At 57.5% G+C, this 25,551-nt stretch carries 4 protein-coding genes; all 4 read left to right on the top strand.

What is annotated here, in order from left to right; translation table 11 throughout:
- The first annotated feature begins 72 nt into the window (after positions 1-72).
- From BM022_RS05400 to BM022_RS05385, 4 genes are read left to right on the top strand one after another with little or no spacing between them, the layout of a single operon-like run.
- Positions 73-5,355 carry a non-ribosomal peptide synthetase gene (locus tag BM022_RS05400; protein ID WP_091137522.1) on the top strand — a complete coding sequence of 1,761 codons (5,283 nt, stop codon included), beginning with the start codon at positions 73-75 and terminating at the stop codon, positions 5,353-5,355.
- On the top strand, positions 5,355-9,944 hold the full coding sequence (locus BM022_RS05395; protein WP_091137520.1) for a type I polyketide synthase: 4,590 nt from the start codon (positions 5,355-5,357) through the stop codon (positions 9,942-9,944). Before BM022_RS05400 ends, BM022_RS05395 begins: the two co-directional genes overlap by 1 nt.
- A gap of 48 nt (positions 9,945-9,992) precedes the next feature.
- A complete protein-coding gene (locus BM022_RS05390) occupies positions 9,993-13,346 on the top strand; it encodes a non-ribosomal peptide synthetase (RefSeq protein ID WP_091137518.1) in 3,354 nt (1,117 codons plus the stop codon).
- Positions 13,347-25,481: an amino acid adenylation domain-containing protein gene (locus BM022_RS05385; protein WP_091137517.1), complete on the top strand. Its 12,135-nt coding sequence runs from the start codon at positions 13,347-13,349 to the stop codon at positions 25,479-25,481. It abuts the gene before it with no gap.
- The last annotated feature ends 70 nt before the right edge of the window (positions 25,482-25,551 follow it).

Raw genomic sequence — 25,551 nt, 5'->3', positions numbered from 1 at the left:
CAGTTTCATTATGTTAATCAGTTCTTTCCAAGCTGTAAGTGAACAATAGCGAACAGGGAATAGTCAGTAACAATGAAATCACGGCAAATTACGCAGCGCGATTATCCGGACGATATGGTAGTGCATCTGCAGACGCTTGCCTTGGAGCGTCCGCATGATACCGCCCTGATCGTGGTAAGCCCGGAGGAGTCGGGGAGTGGCGCCGCAGTGGATACGAGATTCGACTATTTAACGTTGGATCAGCACGTCCGTGCGCTGGCCGCTGCCCTTCAGGAACGCTTTCTTCCCGGGGAACGCGCGTTGCTGCTGTTGGATAACGACGAGCATTATGTCATCGGATTCCTTGCGTGCCTGTATGCCGGTGTAATCGCTGTGCCCGTGTTCCCGCCTGAAGGAACGCGCGAGCGACATCTGGCAAGATTGCTTGCCATCTCATCTGACGCCAGGCCCGGTTGTATTCTCACTACCGGTGAAATCCGCCCCCTGCTTACGGAGCAATTTTCTCAGGTACCTATCCTGAACGTAGATACGGTGACGTTGGAGTACGGTAGCGAATGGCGCCTTAAGCCTCTCCGCAAAGACGATGTTGCATTTCTTCAATATACATCGGGTTCCACCTCGACGCCGAAAGGGGTAATGGTCAGTCACGGCAGTCTCATGGCAAATGCGAGGGCACTTGAAGAGGGTATGTCGATGAGCCCGGACGACATATATCTCAGCTGGTTGCCTCTCTACCACGACATGGGTCTGATCGGCGGGCTGTTGCAGCCTATTCACCGCGGCATCCCCGCCGTGCTGATGACGCCCCGATTTTTCATTGAACGGCCTGTTCGCTGGCTCGAAGCCATCACGCGTCATCGCGCCACGGTGAGCGGCGCTCCGGATTTTGCTTTTCGGCTCTGCGTAGAGCGGGTGAGAGACGGGCAGATGCAGGGACTCGATCTATCAAGCTGGCGTATCGCTTTCTCCGGTGCCGAGCCGGTCCGCCATGACACGACGCAGGCTTTCATGGAGCGGTTTGCGCAGGTGGGGCTCGCGGCTCAAGCAATTTATCCCTGCTACGGGCTGGCTGAAGCCACGCTTTTTGTAACGGGAGGCACACGCGGGGACGGCGTCGAAGCACACCAGTTTTCCATGGAAAGGCTGGCTCAAAGCCACGCCGAAGTGGTGGAGCAGGGAATTCCCCTGGTTGCGTGCGGAGCCCCTGTATCCCATCACGACGTGGAAATTGTCCATCCGGAATCCTTGATTCCACTGTCCGATGGCAGCGTTGGTGAAATCTGGATCAGCGGGCCCAGCCTTGCTGCAGGGTATTGGCAGCGTAGCGAGGAAACGGAAGAAACTTTTGTACATCGCGACGGGAATCGGTGGCTGCGTACCGGTGACCTCGGTTTCGTTCATGCGGGGCAGCTCTACATCGCAGGAAGGTGCAAGGATCTCATCATTGTTCGCGGGCAGAATATTTATCCTCAGGATATCGAAAAAGTGGTTGAGGAGGAGGTGGAGGCGTCGCGCAAGGGTCGCGTGGCGGCATTTCCGGTGGAAGCTCCTCAAGGGGAAGGTATCGGTATCGCGGTGGAAATATCCCGCGGTATGCGAAAGCTGGTATCCGTTGAAACTCTGGTCAACGCGCTCAGCGAAGCGGTGAGCAACCACTGTCACGAACCGCTATCGGTGGTCGTATTACTTAACCCGGGCGCGTTGCCAAAAACTTCCAGTGGTAAGTTACAGCGCGCCGCCTGCCGCCAGGGGTGGCACGAGCGTACGTTGGATGCCTATGCAATTTATGAATTCGGCCGCTATTTGCTGGGCGGCAATGCGCAAAACACGCAGCCCGTGGATGCATTAGCCGATGAAGTCGAGATTGCGCTTGCCGGAATCTGGGAAACTGTTCTTAGTCGCGCGGTCGCGCGGGCCGAGGACCACTTCTTTGCGATTGGAGGCAATTCCCTTGCCGCAGTACAGGCTGTCGCGCGTATCTCCGATTACTGGGAAATCGATTTTCCAGTCCGCAGCCTGTTCGAGAATCCTCGTGTCGGTGAGTGTGCCAGCGAAATCAAGCGCGTTCTGGCGAACGGTGCTTTGCGGCGGCAAGCCGATATCCGTATTTTCCCGACAGGCTTCAGAGCGCCCTCATATCCCTTGTCATTTGGTCAGCAGCGCCAATGGTTCCTCTGGCAGCTCGATCGATCGAGCACTGCATATCATATTCAACATGCCTTGCGGCTGAATGGAACATTGAATATCGAGGGGATATGCGCGGCCTTTGACGGTCTCCTCCGACGGCATGGAGCATTGCGCGCGATCTTTCGCGTAGGAGCTGATGGATCTCCCGAGCAGATTATCCAGCCAATGTCTCCGTTCGAAATTTCCTGCGTGGATTTGCGCGAGTTGCCGCTGCCGGAGCGGGAAGCACGAGCAGCCGAAGAGGCGCGGCGGTTCTGTTCGGTTCCCTTCGATCTCACGCAAGGCCCGCTGCTGAGAGTGGCATTGATCCAGATAGCCGGCGACGAGAATATTCTAGTAATGGTCATGCACCATATCGTTTCCGATGGGGCGTCCATGCAATTTTTAATCGACGAGCTTTCGGCCCGTTATCTGGCATATGTTCAAGGAAGAGTTATCGACTTCGACCCGTTGCCTATCCAGTATTCCGATTATGTCGAATGGCAGCGGCGCTGGCTCGATGCGGGTGAGAAAGACCGGCAGCTCGAGTACTGGCGCAACTACCTGGGAATGGTTCATCCGGTATTGACGCTACCCGCCGATAATCCTCGCAAGCCGATTGCAAATTATCACGCAGCCCGTCATTCCTTTGATCTCTCCCCCGACTTGGTCAGCGAACTTCGCCTGATATCGCAGAAGCAGGGCGTAACGCTATTCATGTCGTTGCTGGCAGCGTTCCAGGCTTTGCTGTATCGACATACCGGGCAGCGGGATATCCGGGTGGGCGTGCCCGTCGCCAACCGCACTCGGGTTGAAACAGCGAGCCTGATAGGTTTCTTTGTGAATACGCAGGTATTGCGTACCCAATTGCATGGCCGCATGTCGCTTGCAGATGTCCTGGACCAGGTGCGGGAAGGCGCCATAGATGCGCAAGCGCATCAGGATCTTCCGTTTGAACAGCTGGTCGAAGCACTGCAGCCGGAGAGGAGTTTGAGTCACAGCCCCTTATTCCAGGTGACTATCAACCACCTGTTGAGGGATTATCGGGCGCTACACCAGCTTTCCGGCGTGAAAGTGTCGGATTACGAGCTCGGTGAACAGGCTGCGCAGTTCGAGCTGACGCTGGAAACAATCGAATCACCAGATGGCAGCTTGCGCGCCAGCTTTATCTATGCATCTGAACTCTTCGATTCCTTGACCATGAAGCGGTTGGGCGAGCATTACGTCGGCATGTTGCGAACGCTTGCCAGTTGCCCTGAACAATCGATTGCCGATATTGATCTGCTCTGTGACAGGGACAAAACACTCCTTAAAAGCTGGAGCGTCGGCAAGGTTGGGTCCGCGCCAGCCGCGCTTGTACACCGGTTGGTTGAGCAGCGTGCGGAAAAAAGACCTCAGGATATCGCTCTGATTTTCGCTGACATCCAGTTGACCTACGCCGAACTGAACCGAAGAGCCAACGTCCTGGCGCACCGGCTCCTAGCCATGGGGGTAAAGCCGGAAGTCAAGGTGGGCATTGCGGTCGAACGTTCCATGGAAATGATAGTAGGTCTTCTGGCGATCCTGAAAGCAGGTGGCGCGTACGTCCCCCTTGATCCGGAATACCCGCAGGAGCGGCTGAATTACATGGTAGCCGACAGCGGCATCAGCCTATTGTTGTCACAAGGTCATATCACCGATCGCATTCCGCGTTCACCAGAACTCCCCGTGCTCGAGCTTGATCTGCTCGACTGGAAGGTCGGGCTCGACACCAACCCCCGCATAACGCTGCATCGCGACAATCTCGCTTATGTCATCTATACATCTGGCTCGACAGGAAAACCCAAGGGTGTCATGGTTGCCCACGGACCGCTAGCCATGCATTTGGCGGCGATACGCCAAATTTACGACGTTCAGCCAGGAGATCGGGAACTTTTGTTTTTCTCGATGAATTTCGACGCTGCGGCCGAGCAATGGATGACGCCGCTATCCAGCGGTGCGACGATTGTCGTGCCTTCCGCGAGCGAACTCTCGATCGACAATTTCACCAGCCTGATCATCCGTCATAGCATTTCAACACTGCATTTGCCTCCGGCTTATTTACGGCTTCTTCTGCCATCCGCGCGCCGTAGCGCTGCTTCGGTTCGGGTATGTATCGCCGGCGGAGAAGCCTGGTTTACGGGTGATCTGGCGGCAACAGAGGAGACATTTCCGAACGTCCGGCTCGTGAATGCTTACGGTCCCACGGAAACGATCATCACTCCGACAGCCTGGGTGGGCAGTTCGGCGGCCGGTATTGCCGGAGATTATGTGCCTATTGGCCAGCCTGTCGGCAAGCGTAGCGCATACGTGCTCGACGATGAACTCAATTTAGTGCCGCCGGGCGTCATCGGAGAGCTCTACATGGGAGAACAAGGTCTTGCCCGTGGCTACCTCAACCGTCCTGCATTGACTGGCGAACGTTTTATTGCCGATCCGTTCAGTCAAACCGGCGGGCGCCTCTACCGTACCGGTGATCTGGTGCGCTGGGATATGGACGGGCAACTGGAGTATGTAGGCCGTCTCGATCATCAAATCAAGATACGTGGCTTTCGTGTGGAATTAGGCGAGATTGAAGCGCAACTCCTGGCTCAGCAGGGAGTATCGGAAGCTGTCGTGGCCGCGCAGGAAAGCCGAAATGGGACGCGTCTGATTGCCTATATCGTGCCGCATGCGGACGTGCTACTCAATTCCGCGCTGCTTAAGACTGCACTTGGCACGACTGTTCCTGACTACATGCTACCCAGTCTTTTCGTTTTTCTCGACGTATTGCCGCTCAGTCCTAACGGTAAGGTGGATCGGCTGCGCCTGCCTCTCCCTGACCAGCCGAAAGAGCAGGACTATGAAGCACCGGTCACCGGCATCGAGACACTTGTGTCCGAGATCTGGGCCGACGTTCTCGAGGTTTCCCGCGTCGGGCTGCACAATAATTTTTTTGATCTCGGCGGTCATTCGCTCCTATTGATCAAGGTGCAATCGAAATTGGAACAGCGGCTAAACACACGCGTACCGATGATCGAGCTTTTTAAACACAGTACGGTCGCCAGTCTGGCTAAATTCCTGGGGCAGGAACGGGCAGAACATCTGCCTCTGCAACACCACCGGGAACGCGCAGAGCGTCAACGGGGCGCATTTATTCAACGGAAGCAAAAGGCAGGGAGGACGCACTGATGCAACACGAAGACGAGTTTCCGGAGAGCTCGGGCATCGAAATTGCCATTGTCGGCATGGCTGGACGTTTTCCGGGTGCAAGCGATATTGATGCTTTTTGGCGGAACCTGCGCGATGGCGTGGAATCGATTACTCCGCTGAGCGATGAAGACTTACTGGCACGCGGTGCTTCCGCAAGCGAGCTAGCGGATCCGCTTTATGTCAAAGCAATCGCGCAGCTGGACGGGATTGATCTTTTTGACGCGTCTTTTTTCGGCTACAGTCCCCGCGAGGCGGCGGAAATGGATCCTCAACACCGTCTTTTTCTGGAGACCGCATGGAAGGCCCTGGAAGACGCCGGCTATGACACCTCGACTTATCGAGATCTGGTTGGCGTCTACGCGGGCTGCGGTGTAAACACTTATCTGATCCTCAACCTCCTTTCCAGTGGGCACTTCTCTGACATGCGGGACATATCCTCTCTGCAAGGTCTGATGAACGGGAATAACAAGGATTCGATGACCACCACGGTCTCCTATAAGCTCAATTTGCGGGGGCCAGCGGTCACTGTGCAGACGGCCTGTTCAACCTCGCTTGCTGCCGTCCACGTCGCTTGTCGAGGGTTGCTCAACCACGAGGCCGATATGGCGCTCGCGGGAGGCGTCTGGGTCAATCTGCTACATGACGCCGGCTATCATTACCAGCCCGGCGCGATCCTCTCGCCGGACGGCCATTGCCGCGCCTTTGACGCCCAGGCGGCGGGGACCGTGATCGGGAGCGGAGTGGGAATCGTGGTATTGAAGCGGCTGGCCGATGCCTTGGCGGATGGCGACACCATTCACGCCGTCATAAAAGGTTCCGCGATCAATAATGATGGCTCAGCCAAGGTGGGTTATACAGCGCCAAGCGTCGAAGGGCAGGCGGAGGTCATTCTGGCGGCACAGGCAATTTCAGGCATTTCAGCCGACACCATCAGCTATGTCGAAGCGCATGGCACTGGTACGACGATGGGCGATCCCATCGAAATCGAGGCGCTCACGCAAGCATTCCGGGAAAGTACACAACGACAGGGATTTTGTGGCATCGGTTCCGTCAAGACCAATGTGGGTCATCTAGACGCGGCTGCAGGCGTCGCCGGCCTGATCAAGACTGCCTTGGCGCTGGAGCATCAAATGCTTCCACCCAGCCTTAATTTTGAACGACCTAACCCCCAGATCGATTTTTCCAACAGTCCGTTTTATGTGAATGCCACCGGCAGGCATTGGGCCGACGGTTCCACGCCGCGTCGGGCAGGGGTAAGTTCGTTTGGCATCGGCGGCACGAACGTCCACGCAATCCTCGAAGAGGCGCCGCCAGCAAGGCAATCCGGGCCTTCCCGAGATTGGCAGATACTCATGCTTTCCGCGCGCAGCAGCCATGCGCTCGAGGCAATGACGGAGCGTCTAGGCAGTCACCTGGAGACTCATCATGGAGCGCCGCTGGCCGACGCGGCGTATACCCTGCAGATCGGAAGACGGCGATTTTCCCATCGCGCCATTACCCTTTGCAGTAATACCGAGGACGCAATAGTTGTTTTGAAGAGCCGCGACCCGCAGCGATTCCTGACTGGACAAGTCGCCCCTGAAGATCCCTCCGTGGTGTTTATGTTTCCCGGACAAGGTGCTCAACATGTCGATATGGCGCGCGACCTCTATCGGGGCGAAGCCGTATTCCGCGAGGAATTCGATCGTTGTATCGACATAACGAAACCTTTTCTCGATTTCGATTTGCTTGCACTCCTTTACCCTGGGACCGACGAGGCCAATCGGGCTGCCGCGACGATGCGCCTCGCGCAAACGGAAGTTACCCAGCCAGCGCTTTTCATCATTGAGTATTCCCTGGCGAAGCTTTGGATGTCGTGGGGCGTTTTACCGGCCGCGATGATAGGTCATAGCGTGGGCGAATACGTTGCCGCGTGCCTTTCCGGCGTGCTTTCCCTTGAGGATGCGTTGAAATTGGTTTCAATGCGAGGCCGCCTGCTGCAGGGAATGGAAGCGGGCGCGATGCTAGCGGTGATGTTGCCGGAAGGCGAAATAACGCCTTATCTCAACGCCAACTGTGACCTTGCGGCCGTCAATGGACCTGAACTATGCGTAATGTCCGGCACGCCGGCGTCAATCGAAGCTGTAGAAAAACTTCTCACTGGTAAAGGTATTACAGCCCGACGATTGCATGTCTCCCATGCATTCCATTCGGCAATGACAGAACCCCTGTTGCCTTCTTTCGTCGAGATGGTGGGAGAAACTCACCTCCGCCGGCCAACAATTCCGTTTCTGTCAAACCTCAGCGGCGACTGGATTACGCCAAGCGAGGCGACTGATCCCAATTACTGGGGAAAGCATTTACGCGGGACGGTTCGCTTTGGTGAGGGTCTGAGCGAATTACTGAGTAAACCAGCCAATATTTTGCTGGAAGTCGGTCCGGGTGAAACACTGACCACACTCGCGCAAAGGCATCCGGACAAGAATCCGGAGCAGGTCGTATTGTCGTCCCTGCCCCATCCTGGCAAGACACAGATGGCCCTACAGCATTTTTTTCTTACCCTAGGGAAATTGTGGCTGAAGGGTGTCAACATCAAATGGGAATACTTCTACGCAGAGGAGCGGCGTAACCGCGTTTCACTGCCTGCATATCCATTCGAACGCCTGTCTTACTGGGTTAAGCCCAAGACGGGGAACGCCAGCAATTCGATGACAGCCGTGCAGGGTGTGGCAGAAGGGCATGGGCTTTCCATTTCGTCGCTTGACGAGTGGTTTTATGCGCCTTCGTGGCGGCGGAGCGAACGTCCCGTGCTTCGTGACGCGTTTGCTGGAGAACACGGATCTGTGGTCGTCTTCACGGACGAACATTACATCGGACCCGACCTGGTTGCCCGCTTGAGAACGTACGGCATTAAACCAATCGTAATACGTCCCGATCTTGCGTTCCGGCGAGAGGATGAGGATTTTTATACTGTCCGGCCCGGACACCGCCAGGATTATGACCTGTTACTCGGCAGTCTGCGCGATGACGGGAGAACCATTGGCCGCATCTTTTATTTGTGGAGTATCGACGGAGGTATCAGGGAGTGGCCTGAGGAGGAGAGCTGGGCGAGGAATTTTTTCAGCCTGTTTTATCTTGCGCAAGCGATGGAAAGTAATAAGGCACTCGATCCTTCCAGAATCAAGGTGGAAATTACGGTTGTTACCAATGGGCTGGAGGATGTTACGGGAAATGAGCAGCTTTATCCGGAAAAGTCCCTGTTGCTTGGGCCGTGCAAAGTCATTCCGCAAGAATATTCGTACCTGGATTGCCGCATCATCGATATCGAACTTCAGTCCCGCAACGAAGCGACGGAAGCCAGGCTCGTGGAACAGATACTGGCGGAATCTCAGGCAGATTCTGTTTCCTCCGTTGTTGCCTACAGGGGGCCGCACCGCTGGGTTCAGTGCTTCGAGCCCGTCCGCCTTCCTCCCCCCCAGTGCTCCGTTCTCAGGCAAGAGGGCGCCTATCTCATTACCGGAGGATTGGGCGGGGTCGGGCTCACCCTTGCGGAGTATCTCGCGAAGACCTGCAAGGCGAGGCTCGTATTGCTGGGACGTTCCCCGATCCCTTCGCGAGAACAATGGTCGAGCCTGTTGGCGGATAACGGCAGCATCGATTCAACGGCCCGCGGCAAGATAGAAAAAATCCTGCAACTCGAAGCCCTCGGTGCCGAAGTGCTGGTAGTGCAAGCTGATGTCGCCATCACGTCGGAACTGGAAGGGGCTGTCGCCGAGGCGCACAAACGCTTTGGCCCCATTCATGGCGTGATTCATGCTGCGGGTGAAGTTGGCAGTGGTCTGATTTCGGCTAAAACAGAGGCGATGGTGGCTCGGATATTTTCGCCGAAGGTGCAAGGAACGCGCGCATTGCAAGCTGTATTCAAGGATGAGGGATTGGACTTCATGTTGCTGTGCTCGTCGCTCGCCGCGATTGCAGGCGGCCTCAGCAAAGTCGATTATTGTGCTGCGAATGCCTATCTCGACGCCATCGCTCGCGCCGCTTCTCATGAGTCCGCGTTTCCGATCATCTCGATCAACTGGGATGGCTGGCGGGAAGTCGGAATGGCAGCAAACATGGCGATGCCAGCCGGGGTGGGCATAGCACCCCAGGAAGGTGCCGAGGTTTTCGAGCGTATCGTAAGCGGTGTGATAAGACCTCAAATAATCGTTTCAACGCTCGAACTGAATAGCAGACTTAGCCAGTCACAGGATGATCTCGTAGCTCAACCGCTGACATTTGCTGTCGCGGAGAAGCAGGGAAGATACCCTCGACCGGCCCTGCAGACAATTCTTAAATTGCCGGAAAGTGATCTGGAAAAAGCAATTGCCGAAGTCTGGCAGACCCTGCTGGGAATGGATGCGATTGGTATCGATGATAATTTGTTTGAGCTGGGCGGAGATTCCCTGCTGGGCATACAGCTTCTTTCGAGAGTCCGGGCTGGCTTCGCGGTCGACTTGCATCCCGCCGACTTTTTTCGGTCGCCTACAATCGCTGGCCTGGCGGCACTGGTGGAAACAAAGCTGATCGATGAGATCGAATGCTCATAGCTTGGCGACCCCTCGCATTCGGCCAGACATTTGGGCGGCGGTTCTTTGATGAGTAACGACGACCTTGCGGGCAGGCGTGCGCGCCTGACACCGGAACAGCGGCATCGGCTTGCGCAACGCCTGGCATCTGGCGGGGCTCTGGCCGGGGGTGAGCCCACCATTCCGCGCAGAGAGTCCTTGCAGCCCCCATTAGTGTCCTATGCGCAGCAGCGGCACTGGTTTTTATGGCAACTGGAGCCATTGAGCACCGCGTATCATCTGAGCGGCGCGTTGCGTTTAGTCGGGAAGCTGGATGTTGAAGCGTTGCGTTCAAGTTTTGACGCACTGGTTATGCGTCATGAATCACTGCGCACTATTTTCCGGGCCAACGCGGAGGGAATGGCCGAGCAGGTCATCGAAGCGGCACAGCCACTGGTTATCCCGCTGATCGACCTCGACGGCTTGCCATATGCGCAACGCGCTGCCCGCGCGAACGAAGAAATCAACGCGTTGAATGCGATGCCTTTCGATCTCACGAACGGTCCGCTACTGCGGGTGCTGCTTATCAGAGTCGCGCCCGAGGAGCACCTGCTCGCGGTGGTGATGCATCATATTGTGACCGACGACTGGTCGAAGCGCATCATCATCAATGAGTTTGCCGCCCAATATCGTGCCCGCCTGCAAGGGCAGGCGCCTTCTTTGCCGGTGCTGCCGATTCAGTATGCGGACTACGCGGTATGGCAACGCCGCTGGCTGGAAGCGGGCGAGAAAGACCGGCAACTGGCTTACTGGCGTGGACAGTTGGGAGAGGATCATCCGGTACTGCAGTTGCCCGCTGATCATCCCCGGCCATCCATTACCAGCTATAGGGCAGCGCACCATTCATTTGTGCTGCCGGCTCCGCTGGTTGCGGGATTGCAGCGGCAGGCGCAGCGTCAGGGTGCCACTTTTTTCATGGCGCTGCTCACTGGCTTTCAGGCGTTATTGCACCGATACACCGGCCAGGATGACATACGCGTGGGTGTTCCGATTGCCAATCGTCACCGCATCGAGGTCGAAAGCATTGTCGGTTTTTTCGTCAACACCCAAGTGTTGCGTAACCGTATCCACAGTCGTGCTTCCCTTAAAGTTCTTCTCGACCAGACGCGTGAAGCAGCGCTGGGCGCTCAGGCCCACCAGGACCTGCCATTCGAGCAACTGGTTGAAGCACTGCAGCCTGAACGCAACCTGAATCAGAACCCGTTGTTTCAGGTCATGTATAACCACCTGCGCGAAGATCATCGTCCACTGGAGCAACTGCCTGGCCTCACGCTGGGGAGCTACGAGGTAGGCGATCAGGCTGCGCAGTTTGAACTGACGCTGGATACGACTGAGCATGGGGATGGGCAGGTAAGCGCCCTGTTCAGTTATGCCGCGGAGTTGTTCGAGCCTGACACCATCAGGCGTCTGGCCGGCCATTACCTTCACCTGCTTGAGCAGCTGGCGGCGCACCCTGAACGATCGTTGGCCGATATTGACCTTTTGAGCGAAGCCGAACGAGCAGAACTGAAGGTATGGGGAATCAACGAGCACCGCTATTCGAACACGGAGCCTGTGCACCATTTGATAGAACGGCAGGTGGAGTCTTGTCCCGACGCTACCGCCCTCATTTTTGATAATTTCGAAATGAGCTATGCAGAACTCAATCAGAGAGCGAACCGGTTAGCGCACCGGCTGATCTCGTTGGGCGTTAAGCCCGACATGAAGGTGGGCATCGCGGTTGAGCGCTCGATTGACATGATCGTCGGTTTGTTGGGGGTTCTCAAGGCTGGGGGCGCGTACGTGCCCCTCGACCCGGAGTATCCGCCCGAGCGCCTGAAATACATGGTCGAGGACAGCGCCATCGGCATGCTGCTGACGCAGAGCCATATCAGGGCATCCATACCGTGTCCGCCCGGATGCGAGGCGCTGGAGCTGGATAGAGTGGATGTGAGCAGCGAAACGGCAAGCAACCCTCAAGTTTGCATGCACCCCGATAGCCTCGCCTATGTCATCTATACCTCCGGCTCAACAGGAAAGCCAAAGGGCGTGGGCCTGTCTCACCGTGCCTTGGCGGAGCATGCTCAGGCAGCAGTAGGATTCTTTCGTCTGAACGCCAGTGACCGGATGCTTCTTTTTTCTACGATCAATTTCGACGGTTTCGTCGAGCAGCTTTTCCCACCGTTATGCGCCGGTGCGGGAATCGTCTTACGCGGCCCTGCATTGTGGGACAGCGAGACATTTTACAGGGAGCTCGTCACTAGACGCATCTCCGTCGTCGATCTTACCACCGCCTACTGGATGTTGCTGGTTCAGGATTTTGCAAGGCGAGGTTTGCAGGATTACGGTCTGCTGCGACAAGTACACGCAGGCGGCGAGGCCATGTCACCCGAAGGACTCAAGGCCTGGCGCGATGCGGGGCTTGGCGGCATCACGCTTCTTAATACCTATGGCCCGACCGAAGCAGCCGTAACCGCCACTGCGTTGAATTGCAGTCATTACTCAAATGACGACATGCCCGCGCAGGTAAGCATTGGCGCACCGCTTGCGGCGCGTAATATCTATTTGCTTGACTCAAACCTTGTTCCGGTTCCGCCAGGCGTGGCAGGTGAATTATGCATAGGGGGAGACCTGCTGGCCCGTGGTTATCTGAACAGGCCGGGTTTGACTGCCGAGCGTTTCATTGCAGATCCATTTAATGAGAGGGGTGGCCGGCTGTACTGCACGGGGGATCTGGCGAGATGGCGTGCGGATGGACAGATCGAATACTTGGGCCGCATGGATCACCAGGTCAAGATACGAGGTTTCCGCATCGAGCTTGGGGAGATCGAAGCCCAGCTGCTTTTGCAGCGCGAGATCAGGGAAGCGATTGTGATAGCCCAGGAAGGGCCAAGCGGAGCCAGGCTGGTGGCCTATGTCGCCCCGCATCCCGGGTCCCGGGCAGATGTGGGCGCCTTGCGCGAAGCGCTGGGTAGAGCACTGCCGGATTACATGGTTCCTTCCACCATCGTGGTCCTGGAGAGTTTGCCGCTGAACCCGAACGGCAAAGTGGACCGCAAGGCGTTGCCCGAGCCTGATTTTGTCAGTACCAGCCACTACGAGGCGCCACAAGGCGAAGTGGAAGAAGCACTTGCAGGGGCTTGGCGTGAAGTACTGGGTATTGCTCAGGTCGGACGCCACGATAATTTCTTCGAGCTGGGGGGACATTCTCTGGCCATACTGCAGGTTCAGCAGAAGCTGCAACAGGCTCTGTCCGTTTCATTGCCACTGCGCCTCTATTTTGAAAATCCTCTTCTAAAAGATATTGCGGCCGCTGTTCACGAAAGACGTCCCTTTGCTGAACAAAATGATGAGTATGACGAGTTGTCGGGAATGGTGGAATTGCTTGATTTAATGGAGAGTTGAATGGAATTGAACAAGCATGATATTGCCGGGCGCTTTGCAGCGCTTGCGCCCGGGAAACAGAAAGAATTCCTCGCTGCGTTGAAGAAGCGGGGGCTCGACTTCTCTCTCCTCCCCATCGTTCCGCAAAAAAGCGAAAAGCGGAGGCTGCTTTCCTATGCGCAGCAGCGGCACTGGTTCTTATGGCAGCTTGAACCATTGAGCACTGCGTATCACCTGAACGGCGCCTTGCGTTTAAGCGGAAGGCTCGATGTTGAAGCGCTGCGTTCAAGTTTTCAGGTGCTGGTTGCGCGGCATGAATCGCTCCGTACCGTTTTTCAGGCGAACGAGGACGGATTGCCACAACAGGTTATACAGGCGCAGGGAAAGGTTGATATACCGTTGATCGACCTCAGCAGTCTTCCGGTCGAGCAGCGGGAGAAGAATGCACAGGAGGAGGCCAGCCGGATAGGGGTTACCCCTTTTGACCTCACGCAAGGCCCGCTACTGCGCGTTGCGCTTATCCGAACAGCGCCGGAAGAACACCTGCTGGTCGTGGTGATGCACCACATCATATCCGATGCGTGGTCCAACCAGATCGTCTTTCATGAGTTTGCAATCGTCTACCGCGAACACATATCCCGCGAAGAAGCGAGAAAGGAAGGAGGCGAGGCACCGAGAGCCTCTCTGCCAGTATTGCCGGTTCAATATGCCGACTATGCGATATGGCAGCGCAATTGGCTCGAAGCAGGGGAGAAGGATAGGCAATTAGCCTATTGGCGTGGCCAGTTGGGAGAAGAGCATGGGGCATTGCAGTTGCCTGTCGATCACCCCAGATCCTCGGATGCGCGCTATCGCGCTGCGTCTCATACCTTTATGTTGCCGTCTGTGCTCACAGCGGGCTTGCAGCGCCGGGCGCAAAACCAGGGAGCGACGCTGTTCATGACGTTACTGGCGGGGTTTCAGGCCTTGCTGCAACGCTATGCCGGACAGAACGACATACGTATCGGCGTGCCTATCGCCAATCGGCACCGGGTCGAGATTCAGAACGTGATCGGTTTTTTCATCAATACCCAGGTGCTGCGCAACAGCATTGATGCGCGCATGACGCTAAAGGTCATACTCGATCAGGCTCGCGAAGCGGCCCTTGGCGCGCAGACGCACCAGGACCTGCCTTTCGAGCAACTTGTCGAGGCCCTTCAACCCGAACGCACGCTGAATCAGAACCCGTTGTTTCAGGTCTTGTACAACCATCTGCGTGAAGATCACCGTGAATCAGAGCAATTACCCGGATTAACGGTCGAAAATTACGACCTTGGGGGACAAGCAGCCCAGTTCGAACTAACCCTGGATACGGTCGAGCGATTGGATGGCACGGTGGAGGCTACCTTCACCTATGCGGCCGAACTGTTCGAGTCGGGCACGGTCAGGCTCCTCGCCCAGCATTATCTTCATCTCCTTCATCAGTTGGCCGAGCACGCGGAACGCTGTCTCTGCGAGATAGACTTATTGAGTGCAGGGGAGCGGGCGCAGATCACCGCGTGGGGTGTGAACGAGCAGCGCTACGGCAATACGGAACCGGTGCACTGTCTGATCGAGCGGCAGGTACAAGCCCGGCCGGAAGCGTTGGCGCTGATCTTTGGTGCCGGGCTCGACTGCGTTGAGCTCAGTTATGCCGAGCTGAACCGACGCGCAAACCGGTTGGCGCATCGGTTGATCGCGTCTGGGGTCATGCCCGAGGTCAAGGTAGGCATCGCGGTGGAACGCTCCGTCGATATGATCGTGGGGCTACTGGCCATTCTTAAGGCAGGGGGCGCCTACGTGCCGCTGGATCCCGACTATCCGCGTGATCGCCTCGAGTACATGGTGGCGGACAGCGCGATAGGGATGCTGCTGACGCAAAGCCCGCTCCGTTCGCAGATACCTTGTCCGCAAGGATGCAGGGTGCTGGAACTGGACCGGCTGGACCTGACAGCCGAACCGGAAACCAATCCCGACGTATGCCTCCATGGGCATAACCTCGCCTATGTCATCTATACCTCCGGATCGACCGGAAAACCAAAGGGCGTGGGTGTCGCCCATGGGCCGCTGGCAATGCATGTGCGATCGATCGGCGAGATGTATGGTATGACAGTATCCGATCGCGAGCTTCAGTTTGCATCGATCAATTTTGATGGCGCGCATGAGCGCTGGCTCGTACCCCTGGCTTTCGGCGCGGCGTTGATGCCACGCGACAACGAGCTGTGGACGGTCGATCGTACGGTCAACGAAATCGAGCGGCACGGGATAACCATCGCCTGTTTCACGCCGGGTTATCTGCATCAGTTGGCGGAACTGACAGGCACAGCAGGAAGGAGCCTGCCCATCCGTTCCTATACGGTGGGCGGCGAAGCGATGAGCCGGGCGAGTTTCGATTTTGTGCAGGAAACGCTGCAGCCGCCGCGCATTATAAATGGTTACGGCCCTACGGAAACTGTCATTACTCCGCTGATTTTCAAGGCTTACCCTGAAACACAGTTTGAGTCCGCATACCTCCCGATCGGTCATCCTGTTGGAGACCGTAGGGCATACATTCTCGACAGCCATCTCAATCCGGTTCCGCAGGGAGTGGCGGGCGAATTGTACCTGGGCGGCGACGGACTCGCCCGCGGCTATCTTAATCGGGTCGGACTAACGGCAGAGCGCTTCATAGCCGACCCATTCGATTCTCAGGGAGGGCGGTTGTACCGTACGGGCGATCTGGCCCGCTGGGGGCGAGATGGGCAGGTTGAGTATCTGGGCAGGCTGGATCATCAGGTGAAGGTGCGGGGTTTCCGGATTGAGTTGGGTGAAATCGAGGCGCAGCTGCTGGCGCAGCCGGAGATAAGGGAAGCCGTGGTTGTTGCGCGGCAGGGTCCGGCCAGCGTAGACCACGCGGGGGACACCGCTGCTTCGAGGGGGATCAGGCTGGTGGCATATATCTCCTCTCAACCGGGTGCCGAGGTGGATAGCGCGACTGCGCGGGAGGCCCTGCAGAAAACGCTGCCGGATTACATGATTCCCTCTGTCATCGTAATGCTGCAAAGCCTGCCGTTGAATCCGAACGGAAAGGTGGATCGGAAGGCATTGCCTGAGCCGGAGTTTGAGAATGCGGAGAATTACGAGGCACCGCAAGGGGAAGTGGAAGAGGCGCTTGCGGCCGTCTGGTCGGAAGTACTGGGCATCAAGCAGGTGGGGCGTCAGGACAATTTCTTTGAGTTGGGCGGCGATTCCATACTCAGCCTCCAGATCGTAACGAAATTACGCCGCGTGGGTTGGAAGATCACGCCGAGGCAATTGTTTGAACGCCAAGCCATAGCCGCGCTCGCACCGGTGGTGACCGCGGTAACAGCCGGGGCTACTCCGAGTAGCGGTCTAGAGAACGGGAACGAAAACCGGGAGCAACTGGGGCCGGTGCCTTTGCTGCCCATCCAGCTGGAATTTTTCGAACAGGAGATTCCCGCCCGGCATCACTGGAATCAGGCGGTTCTCCTGAAAAGCCGCAATTGTTTGCAACGGGAAACGCTCATTCAAGCGCTGGAGAGCATCGTGCAGCACCATGATGCTCTTCGTTTTCGATATGCGAAGCAGGACGGCAACGGCTGGGAGCAAAGTTACAGCGCAAATCGCAGCAAAGAGGTTGCAAGCGAGTTGCTTTGGGAGCGTCAAGCGCAGAGCACAGGTCAGTTCGAGTCGATATGCAACGAGGTCCAGCGCAGCCTGAACCTGGTCGAAGGGCCACTTCTGCGCGTTGCCCTGATTGATATGGCGGACGGTGCCCAGCGTTTGCTGCTGGTTATCCACCACTTGGTCATTGACGGTGTTTCCTGGCGCATTTTGCTTGAAGACTTGCAGACCGCATATGGTCAGGCCCTGAGCAATACCGCGGTGGTATTGCCCGAGAAAAGTGCAGCCTACGGGACTTGGGCCAAGCGGCTGCGGGGGTATATTCACGAGCATGCGGATGAGCTGACCTTCTGGCATCGCTTGGCGGATGCGCAGGCAACGCTGCCATCGAGCATTTCCGACGGGACAAAAAAGCTCGGCGAGCAGGCCAGCATTGAGATCAGGCTGGACAGCGACTTGACGCATGCGCTGCTCAGGCAGGCACCTGCGGCGTATCGCACGCAAGTCAACGACCTCTTGCTGGTTGCCCTCGGAAGCGCGCTCTGCCGGTGGAGCGGTCATGAGAAGATCCTGATTGATCTGGAAGGCCACGGCCGCGAGGATTTATACGAGGAGATCGACCTTTCGCGTACCGTGGGGTGGTTTACCTGCCTCTATCCCGTGGTACTCGACGCGTCCGGAGATTTGGCTCAAAGAATCAAGCGTATCAAGGAGAGTCTCCGGCAGGTTCCTCATAAAGGCCTGGGTTACGGGTTATTCAAATATTGTGGCACACCGGCTCAGCGGCAAGCTTTGGCATGTCTGCCGAAAGCGGAAGTGGTATTTAATTATCTAGGCCAATTCGATACAAGTTTTGACGAAAAGGCCTTGTGGACGCTGGCGGATGAGCCTGTGGGCGACTTGATAGACAAGGCGGCACCCTCAAGCCACGGCGTTTCCATTAATGCGCATGTTTACGAGGGTGAGCTTAGGGTAAACATCAGCTACAGCGAGGAGCGCCATGATGAAGCTGCAATTAAAGCATTCAGTGAAATCCTCCGGGTCGAGCTGGAATCGCTGATTGGTCATTGCGTTGGCGGTAATTTCGATTTTACTCCGTCGGATTTCCCGCTCGCTCGCATTACGCAGGAGGAATTGGACAGCCTTCCGATCCTGCGTGAACAGGTAGAGGATTTATATCCTCTTTCGCCCATGCAGTCGGGAATGCTGTTTCACAGCGTATTCGACGCGGATGCCGATACCGACGTCTACCTCAACCAGCTCAAAGTCGACATCCAGGGATTGGATGTCAGACGATTCAAAGCTGCGTGGCAAACGGTAATGGGCCAACATGAAACGCTGCGCACCGCCTTTCTCGACCGCGGCAGGGCATCTTTGCAATGGGTGGCGAAGTCTGTCGAGTTGCCCTTCATCGAGTACGATTGGCGCAGGCCGGCAACCGCCTCCGCAGGCCATCGGGAAGCGGATAACGCGCAAACGGATCTCGAAAAGCTGGCGGAAGCGGAGCGGGCAAAAGGGTTTGATCTTGCACGGCCGCCGCTGATGCGGCTCACCCTGGTCCGCCTTGACGAAGACCGGTATCACTTCATCTGGACCATGCACCATCTTCTGCTTGACGGCTGGAGTACCTCCCGTTTAATGGGTGAGGTACTTCGCCAATATGGCAGCGGCTTTCCGTCATCGGCGCGTGCAGAACAGGGAGGAGGCCGCTATCGGGATTTCATTGAATGGCTCGACCGCCGGGATGCGCATGCTTCGGAAGTTTATTGGAGACAGCAACTGGCAAGCGTGGTCCAGCCCACGCGGCTGGCAAGCGTATTGCCCAGCCCGGCAAAGACGGCTGGCTACGGCGAATATTCTGTCGAACTGGAGCAGTCTGTCACCGAAAGCCTGATTCGCTTTTCCCGCCGCGAACATATTACTGTGAATACGCTTGTGCAGGGAGCATGGGCACTGCTGCTCCACCGGTATACGGGGCTGCAGACAGTGGCCTTTGGCGCGACGGTATCCGGGCGGCCAGCGGATCTGCCGGGCGCGGACCGGTTACTGGGGCTGTTCATCAACACCTTGCCGATGATCGTGGCCCTTGATCCGGAACGAGAGAAGGTTTCGTGGCTGCGCGATCTGCAGGAACGGAATATCGCCTTGCGCGAGCACGAACAAACCCCCTTGTACGAAATTCAGCGTTGGGCGGGGAGAAGCGGAGAAGGGCTTTTCGACAGCATCCTGGTTTTCGAGAATTATCCGATGGACGAGGCTCTGCAGCAAGCCGCACCCGGCGGTCTCGTTTTCTCGGACCTCGGCGGCCGGGAAACGACGAACTATCCGATGACCGTTTCGATACTCCAGAGCGACACGCTTCGCTTGCACTATAGCTATCTTTGCACCCATTTCTCCGAGGCTGCGGTGGACTCCATCGCAAAACAGGTCACCCGGCTGCTCAAAGATATCGTCCGGGGGACGAGCCGGCTGTCGTGCGAGATAGACTTATTGAGTGCAGGGGAGCGGGCGCAGATCACCGCGTGGGGTGTGAACGAGCAGCGCTACGGCAATACGGAACCGGTGCACTGTCTGATCGAGCGGCAGGTACAAGCCCGGCCGGAAGCGTTGGCGCTGATCTTTGGTGCCGGGCTCGACTGCGTTGAGCTCAGTTATGCCGAGCTGAACCGACGCGCAAACCGGTTGGCGCATCGGTTGATCGCGTCTGGGGTCATGCCCGAGGTCAAGGTAGGCATCGCGGTGGAACGCTCCGTCGATATGATCGTGGGGCTACTGGCCATTCTTAAGGCAGGGGGCGCCTACGTGCCGCTGGATCCCGACTATCCGCGTGATCGCCTCGAGTACATGGTGGCGGACAGCGCGATAGGGATATTGCTGACGCAAAGTCCGCTCCGTTCGCACATACCTTGTCCGCAAGGATGCAGGGTGCTGGAACTGGACCAGCTGGACCTGTCAGCCGAATTGGAAACCAATCCCGACGTCTGCCTCCACGGGCATAACCTCGCCTATGTCATCTATACCTCTGGATCGACCGGAAAACCAAAGGGCGTGGGACTGCCCCACTCAGCGCTCGCCGAACATGCCCAGGTATCGATCGGTTTCTTCAATCTCGACTCTTCCGATCGAATGTTGCAGTTTTCCACCCTTAACTTTGACGGATTTGTTGAACAGCTTTTTCCTCCCCTGTGCGCAGGAGCGGCTGTTGTGTTGCGTGGCGCTTCGCTCTGGGATAGCGAGACATTTTACCGTGAGCTGATAGAAAAGCGGATCACGGTGGCCGATCTGACTACCGCTTACGCGTCTTCACTATTGCAGGATTTTGCCCGGAACGGCCACCGGGATTACGGGCTGCTGCGCGAAGTGCACGTGGGTGGGGAAGCAATGACGCAGGAGGGCATCAACACATGGCAGGAAGCAGGGCTTCAGGGCGTGAAGCTGCTCAACACCTACGGCCCGACCGAGGCAACCGTAACCGCCACGGTGGCAGATTGCACCAGCCTGCCCAGGGGCGATGAGTCGAGGCTGGGTCAGGTGCCCGTGTCTGTGCCCATCGGCCGCCCGCTTGCGGGCCGATGCATCTTCCTGCTTGACGCGAACCTGATCCCTGTTCCCGTAGGGATTCCGGGTGAGCTATGCATTGGCGGCGACCTGCTCGCTCGCGGGTACTTTAACCGGGCTTCGCTTACCTCGGAGCGGTTCATAGCCGACCCCTTCGACTGCCGGGGAGGTCGGCTGTACCGCACGGGAGACTTGGCGAGATGGCGGGCGGATGGAGAGATCGAGTACCTCGGGCGGCTGGATCACCAAGTCAAGATTCGCGGGTTTCGGATCGAGTTGGGGGAAATCGAATCGCTATTGCTGGCACGGCCCGAGGTGCGGGAAGCGGTGGTCGTTGTGCAGGAAGCACCGGGTGCGGCAGGCGGGGCAAGCGGGAAAAGACTTGTCGGCTACGTTTCCCCGGCGACTGACGCGACGGCCGATGGCCATGTCCTCCGGGAGGCGTTGCGCGAAACCCTGCCGGATTACATGCTCCCCTATGCGATCGTGGTACTTGAAAGACTGCCCCTTAATCCGAACGGTAAAGTGGACCGCAAGGCCTTGCCCGAGCCCGAGTTCGCTAATGCGGAAAATTACGAGGCGCCTCAGGGGGAGGTGGAGGAAACATTAGCCGCTATCTGGGGGGGAGTACTGGGTATCGCTCAAGTAGGCAGGCATGATAACTTCTTTGAACTGGGCGGCGACTCTATCCTCAGCCTCCAGATCGTTACCGAGGCGCGCCGCGCGGGGTGGAAGATCACGCCAAGGCAACTGTTCCAACGCCAGACCGTGGCTACGCTGGCAGAGGAGGCGGAAGTCATTCGTGAACCCGTCGTCGTGGCAGCGAAGCCTGAACGCGGTTATCTGCGTGATCACCTGAGTGCCGAAACGATTGCCGGGCTGAGTTTCGGCGAGGAAGCAATCGAGGATGTCTATCCGCTATCGCCGACTCAGGAAGGAATGCTGTTCCATACCCTGGAAGCGCCGGGCACGGGCCTCTATGTGAACCAGTTCAGTGTTGAAGTAACCGGTCTCGTGCCTGAACGGCTGGTAGATGCATGGCGAACGATGGTTGCGCGGCATCCTGTCTTGCGCACGGGCTTTTTATGGCAGTCAGGCCTGCCACGACCGTTGCAAATAGTGTTCAAACAGGCGGAAGTCCAAGTCGTACTCCTGGACTGGAGAGGTGACGACCAACTGGAATCACGTATCGCGGCCTACCTGGACGAAGACCTGAAGCAGGAATTCGATTTTCTCGCACCCCCCCTGGGCCGGCTCAGCCTGATTCGCATAGACGATGACCGCTATCGGCTGGTCTGCACGTTGCACCACATCCTACTGGACGGCTGGAGTGAATCGATCCTGATAAGCGAATGGCTGCGTTGCTACGCCGGCGAGGCTCTTGGCGCACCCGGACCGGACTATGGCCATTACGTGCGCTGGCTTGCCGATCAGGATGCGGAAGCGACGAAGGTTTTCTGGCAAGCCGAGCTTGGCCACGTGGACGGCGCGACGCTGCTGGCGTCACCCTCAGCCAACTCCGCGGAGACGGACCAGCGTGAGGGCTTCGAGCTGATCTATACTCGCTTGGACCGGGAGGAAACGGGTCAGTTGCGGGCCTTCGCGCAGCAGCAGCGGGTTACGGTCAACACGTTCGTACAGGCGGCCTGGGCGCTGCTGCTCCAGCGCCATACGCGCAAAGAAACGGTCGTATTTGGGGCGACCATAGCGGGCCGCCCCCCCAGTCTGCATCGGGCAGACGAAATCATTGGTCTCTTCATCAACACGATTCCCATTCCGGTCAAACGGCAAAGCGGGCTGAAGGTGGCAGAATACCTGGAGTCGATGCAGGAAACCAATGCCCGCTTGCGCGAATACGAGCATGCGTCCCTCGCGGACGTTCAACGCTGGGCGGGGTCGTCGGGCCGACCTCTGTTCGACAGCATCGTGGTTTTCGAAAACTTTCCTATCGTCGAGACCCTTCGCAGCAACGAATTCTACGGACTTCGTTTCGGCGAAATGGAAGGCAAGGGGCTTACAGGCTATGCCATGGATTTGCAGGTGACCCTTGGCGAGACGATGGAAATCGAATACGCATACGGCCGGAAGGATTTTAGAGACGACTTCGTGCTGGACCTGCGCGCCCAGATGGAACACCTGATGCGGGAAATGATAGCCAATCCTTCCCGTGCGGTGGGTGAACTCGGATGGATGGAAAGGAGCGGCCTGGAATATCTGTTTTCTCTCGGTCGGGCTCCCCGCCCGGCTTCCCTTTTCCCGGCACAGGCGCGCCAACCTGTTCACAGCCTGATCGAGCGCAATGCAACTGCGCAGCCTAATGCGATTGCACTCTTGATGGGCGAGCGCGAGCTTTCCTACGCCGCGCTGAATGCAGGGGCGAACCGGCTTGCACATCGCCTTATCCGCATGGGTATTGGTCCTGAGGTTCGTGTAGGGGTCGCACTGGAGCGATCCTTGGATATGATCGTCACGCTGCTTGCCGTTCTAAAGGCCGGAGGAGCGTATGTTCCGCTGGACCCGGAGTATCCATCCGCCAGGCTCGCATTCATGATGAAAGACAGCGGCCTGTCTCTTCTTATCACTCAGGCAAGCCTGTCGTCAAAGCTTGCAGTAACTGAGCCTGATCAACCCGGGGTGCAGGTGCTGATATTCGATCCGGCCGATCTTGCCGAGGAGCAGGCGTCGAACCCGGATAGCGCGATCAATGAACACAACATGGCGTATATCATCTACACCTCGGGGTCCACGGGGCTGCCGAAAGGTGTCGCCGTGGCGCATGGGCCCCTTTCCATGCACTGCCAGGCTACGGCTGAGATCTACGGCATGACGCCCCGATCGTGCGAACTGCTTTTCATGTCGTTTTCGTTTGATGGTGCTCATGAGCGCTGGCTCACCGCCCTCACTGTGGGCGCAGGACTGGCCATACGGGATCAGGAGCTGTGGACCGCCGAACAGACCTACGACGCACTGCATCACTATGGCATAACCAATGCGGCGTTTCCGCCGGCCTATCTGGGCCAGGTGGCCGAGTGGGCCGCGCCTCGCGCCGATCCTCCTCCGGTGGATCTGTATGTATTCGGAGGGGAAGCCATGCCCAAGGCTTCCTACGATCTGGTCCGCCGTACCCTGCGACCCCGCATTCTCATCAATGGATACGGGCCGACCGAGACAGTTGTCACGCCATTGATCTGGAAGACCGAGGCGAGCAATAGCTTTGATTGCACGTACGCGCCGATTGGGCGTCCCGTCGGCGAACGCACAGCCTATGTGCTTGACGACGACCTGCAGCTCGTACCCATGGGCGAGGTGGGCGAGCTGTACATCGGCGGGTATGGCTTGGCACGTGGCTATCTCGGACGCGCCGGCCTGACGGCGGAACGCTTTGTCGCCGATCCCTTCGATGACAACGGCGGACGGCTCTACCGGACCGGCGATCTCGTGCGCTGGATGAGTGACGGGAATATCGAATACATCGGACGCGCCGACCATCAGGTAAAGATTCGAGGGTTTCGTATCGAGCCGGGTGAAATCGAGGCACGCATACGCGAGGTTAATGGCATCGCGGACGCTGCGGTGGTGGTTCACCAGGCTGCGACAGGTGCGCAACTTGTCGCATACGTGGTGTCCCAACCAAGTGCTTCAAGGGAAGATCCGTCCAAAATAAGCACGCGGCTCAAGCAGGAGCTTGGCAAACGATTACCCGAATACATGCTCCCCACAATGTTCATTACGTTGGAGACGATGCCCCGTTTGCCCAGCGGTAAGCTCGACCGGGAAGCCTTGCCCGAGCCAGGCGCAATCGCGATTGACGCATATCGGGCGCCCTCCACTCCGGAAGCCAAAATGCTCGCGGAAGTATGGCAAGACGTTCTGGGGGTCGAGCGCGTGGGTGAAAGCGATAACTTTTTTGCTCTGGGCGGAGACTCGTTATCCAGCCTGAAGGTAATGGCGCGAATGCGCACCCTGCCTGATGCGAAATTCAACTTCAAGCTGAGGGATTTGATGCAGCGGCCGACCATCGCTGGACTGCTTGGGCTGGAGGTGCAGGCTTTCACCCAGTCGAATGCATTGCTGGCCTTGAACCGGACCAATGTACAGGAAACCGTACGGCCATTATTCTGCATCCATGCGGGACTGGGAACCGTTTTTGACTATCAGCCCCTGGCCCGGCAATTCCAGAATCAGCGAACTGTCTACGGGCTTCCCTGCCGGATGCTGGGCAATCCCGCGCACCGGGATGACTCGCTTGAGCAGATGGCGAAAGACTATTCTGGAATCATCCGGAGCATGCAGCCGGAGGGACCTTATCACCTGATAGGCTGGTCTCTTGGTGGCACGCTTGCGGCAATGATTGCCGCCCGGTTGGAGGCGGACGCGCAAACGGTAGCATTCCTGGGACTCATTGATCCTTTCATTCCAAATATCGATGAACCTGACGTGGATGATTGGCAGCGGGATTTCTCGGATTTCGTTTCCGTGCTGTTTCCCCATGCGGCAACAGGTATTGATGGGGCGGAGGGCGAGGAATCGCCTGACGGAAACCTGATACATTCGCTCCCCGAATCGATACAGATGATAGAAGACCGGATCGAGCGCCTGATTGCAGCAGCAGGTAACAATAAACGAAAAGGCGCAGGAGACCTTGCCGGCGTAACGGCCGGCGGTTACGCGGATATGGGCGCGGAGGAGCTTGCCCGCATCTTTATGGTTGCGCGGCATCTGAAAGCGATATCTGCAAAAGCGCCTTCGTTAAGGCCGCTATTGGTAGAGCCGGTCTGCTGGTGGGCAGCCGCACGTCCCGTGGCCGAGCGTCTGGCGCTTGCAGAGCAGATAAGCCAGCAAGAGTTGAGCTCAATCGAAATCGACGCCGACCACTTTGGTATCGTGCGGGATGATGCTCTGATGCAAACAGTCGAGTCGGCCCTCGGCGGCTTGCCCACGATGTCTTCGGCCTAAACGACGAAAATATTGGGTTGGCCTGCCCCTGATCCTGTCATAAGGCCACTCTGGATTCGGATTTGCCTTC

Source organism: Nitrosospira sp. Nsp14, assembly GCF_900113575.1.
GTDB lineage: Bacteria > Pseudomonadota > Gammaproteobacteria > Burkholderiales > Nitrosomonadaceae > Nitrosospira.
This window is presented reverse-complemented; position numbering and strand designations above follow the sequence as displayed.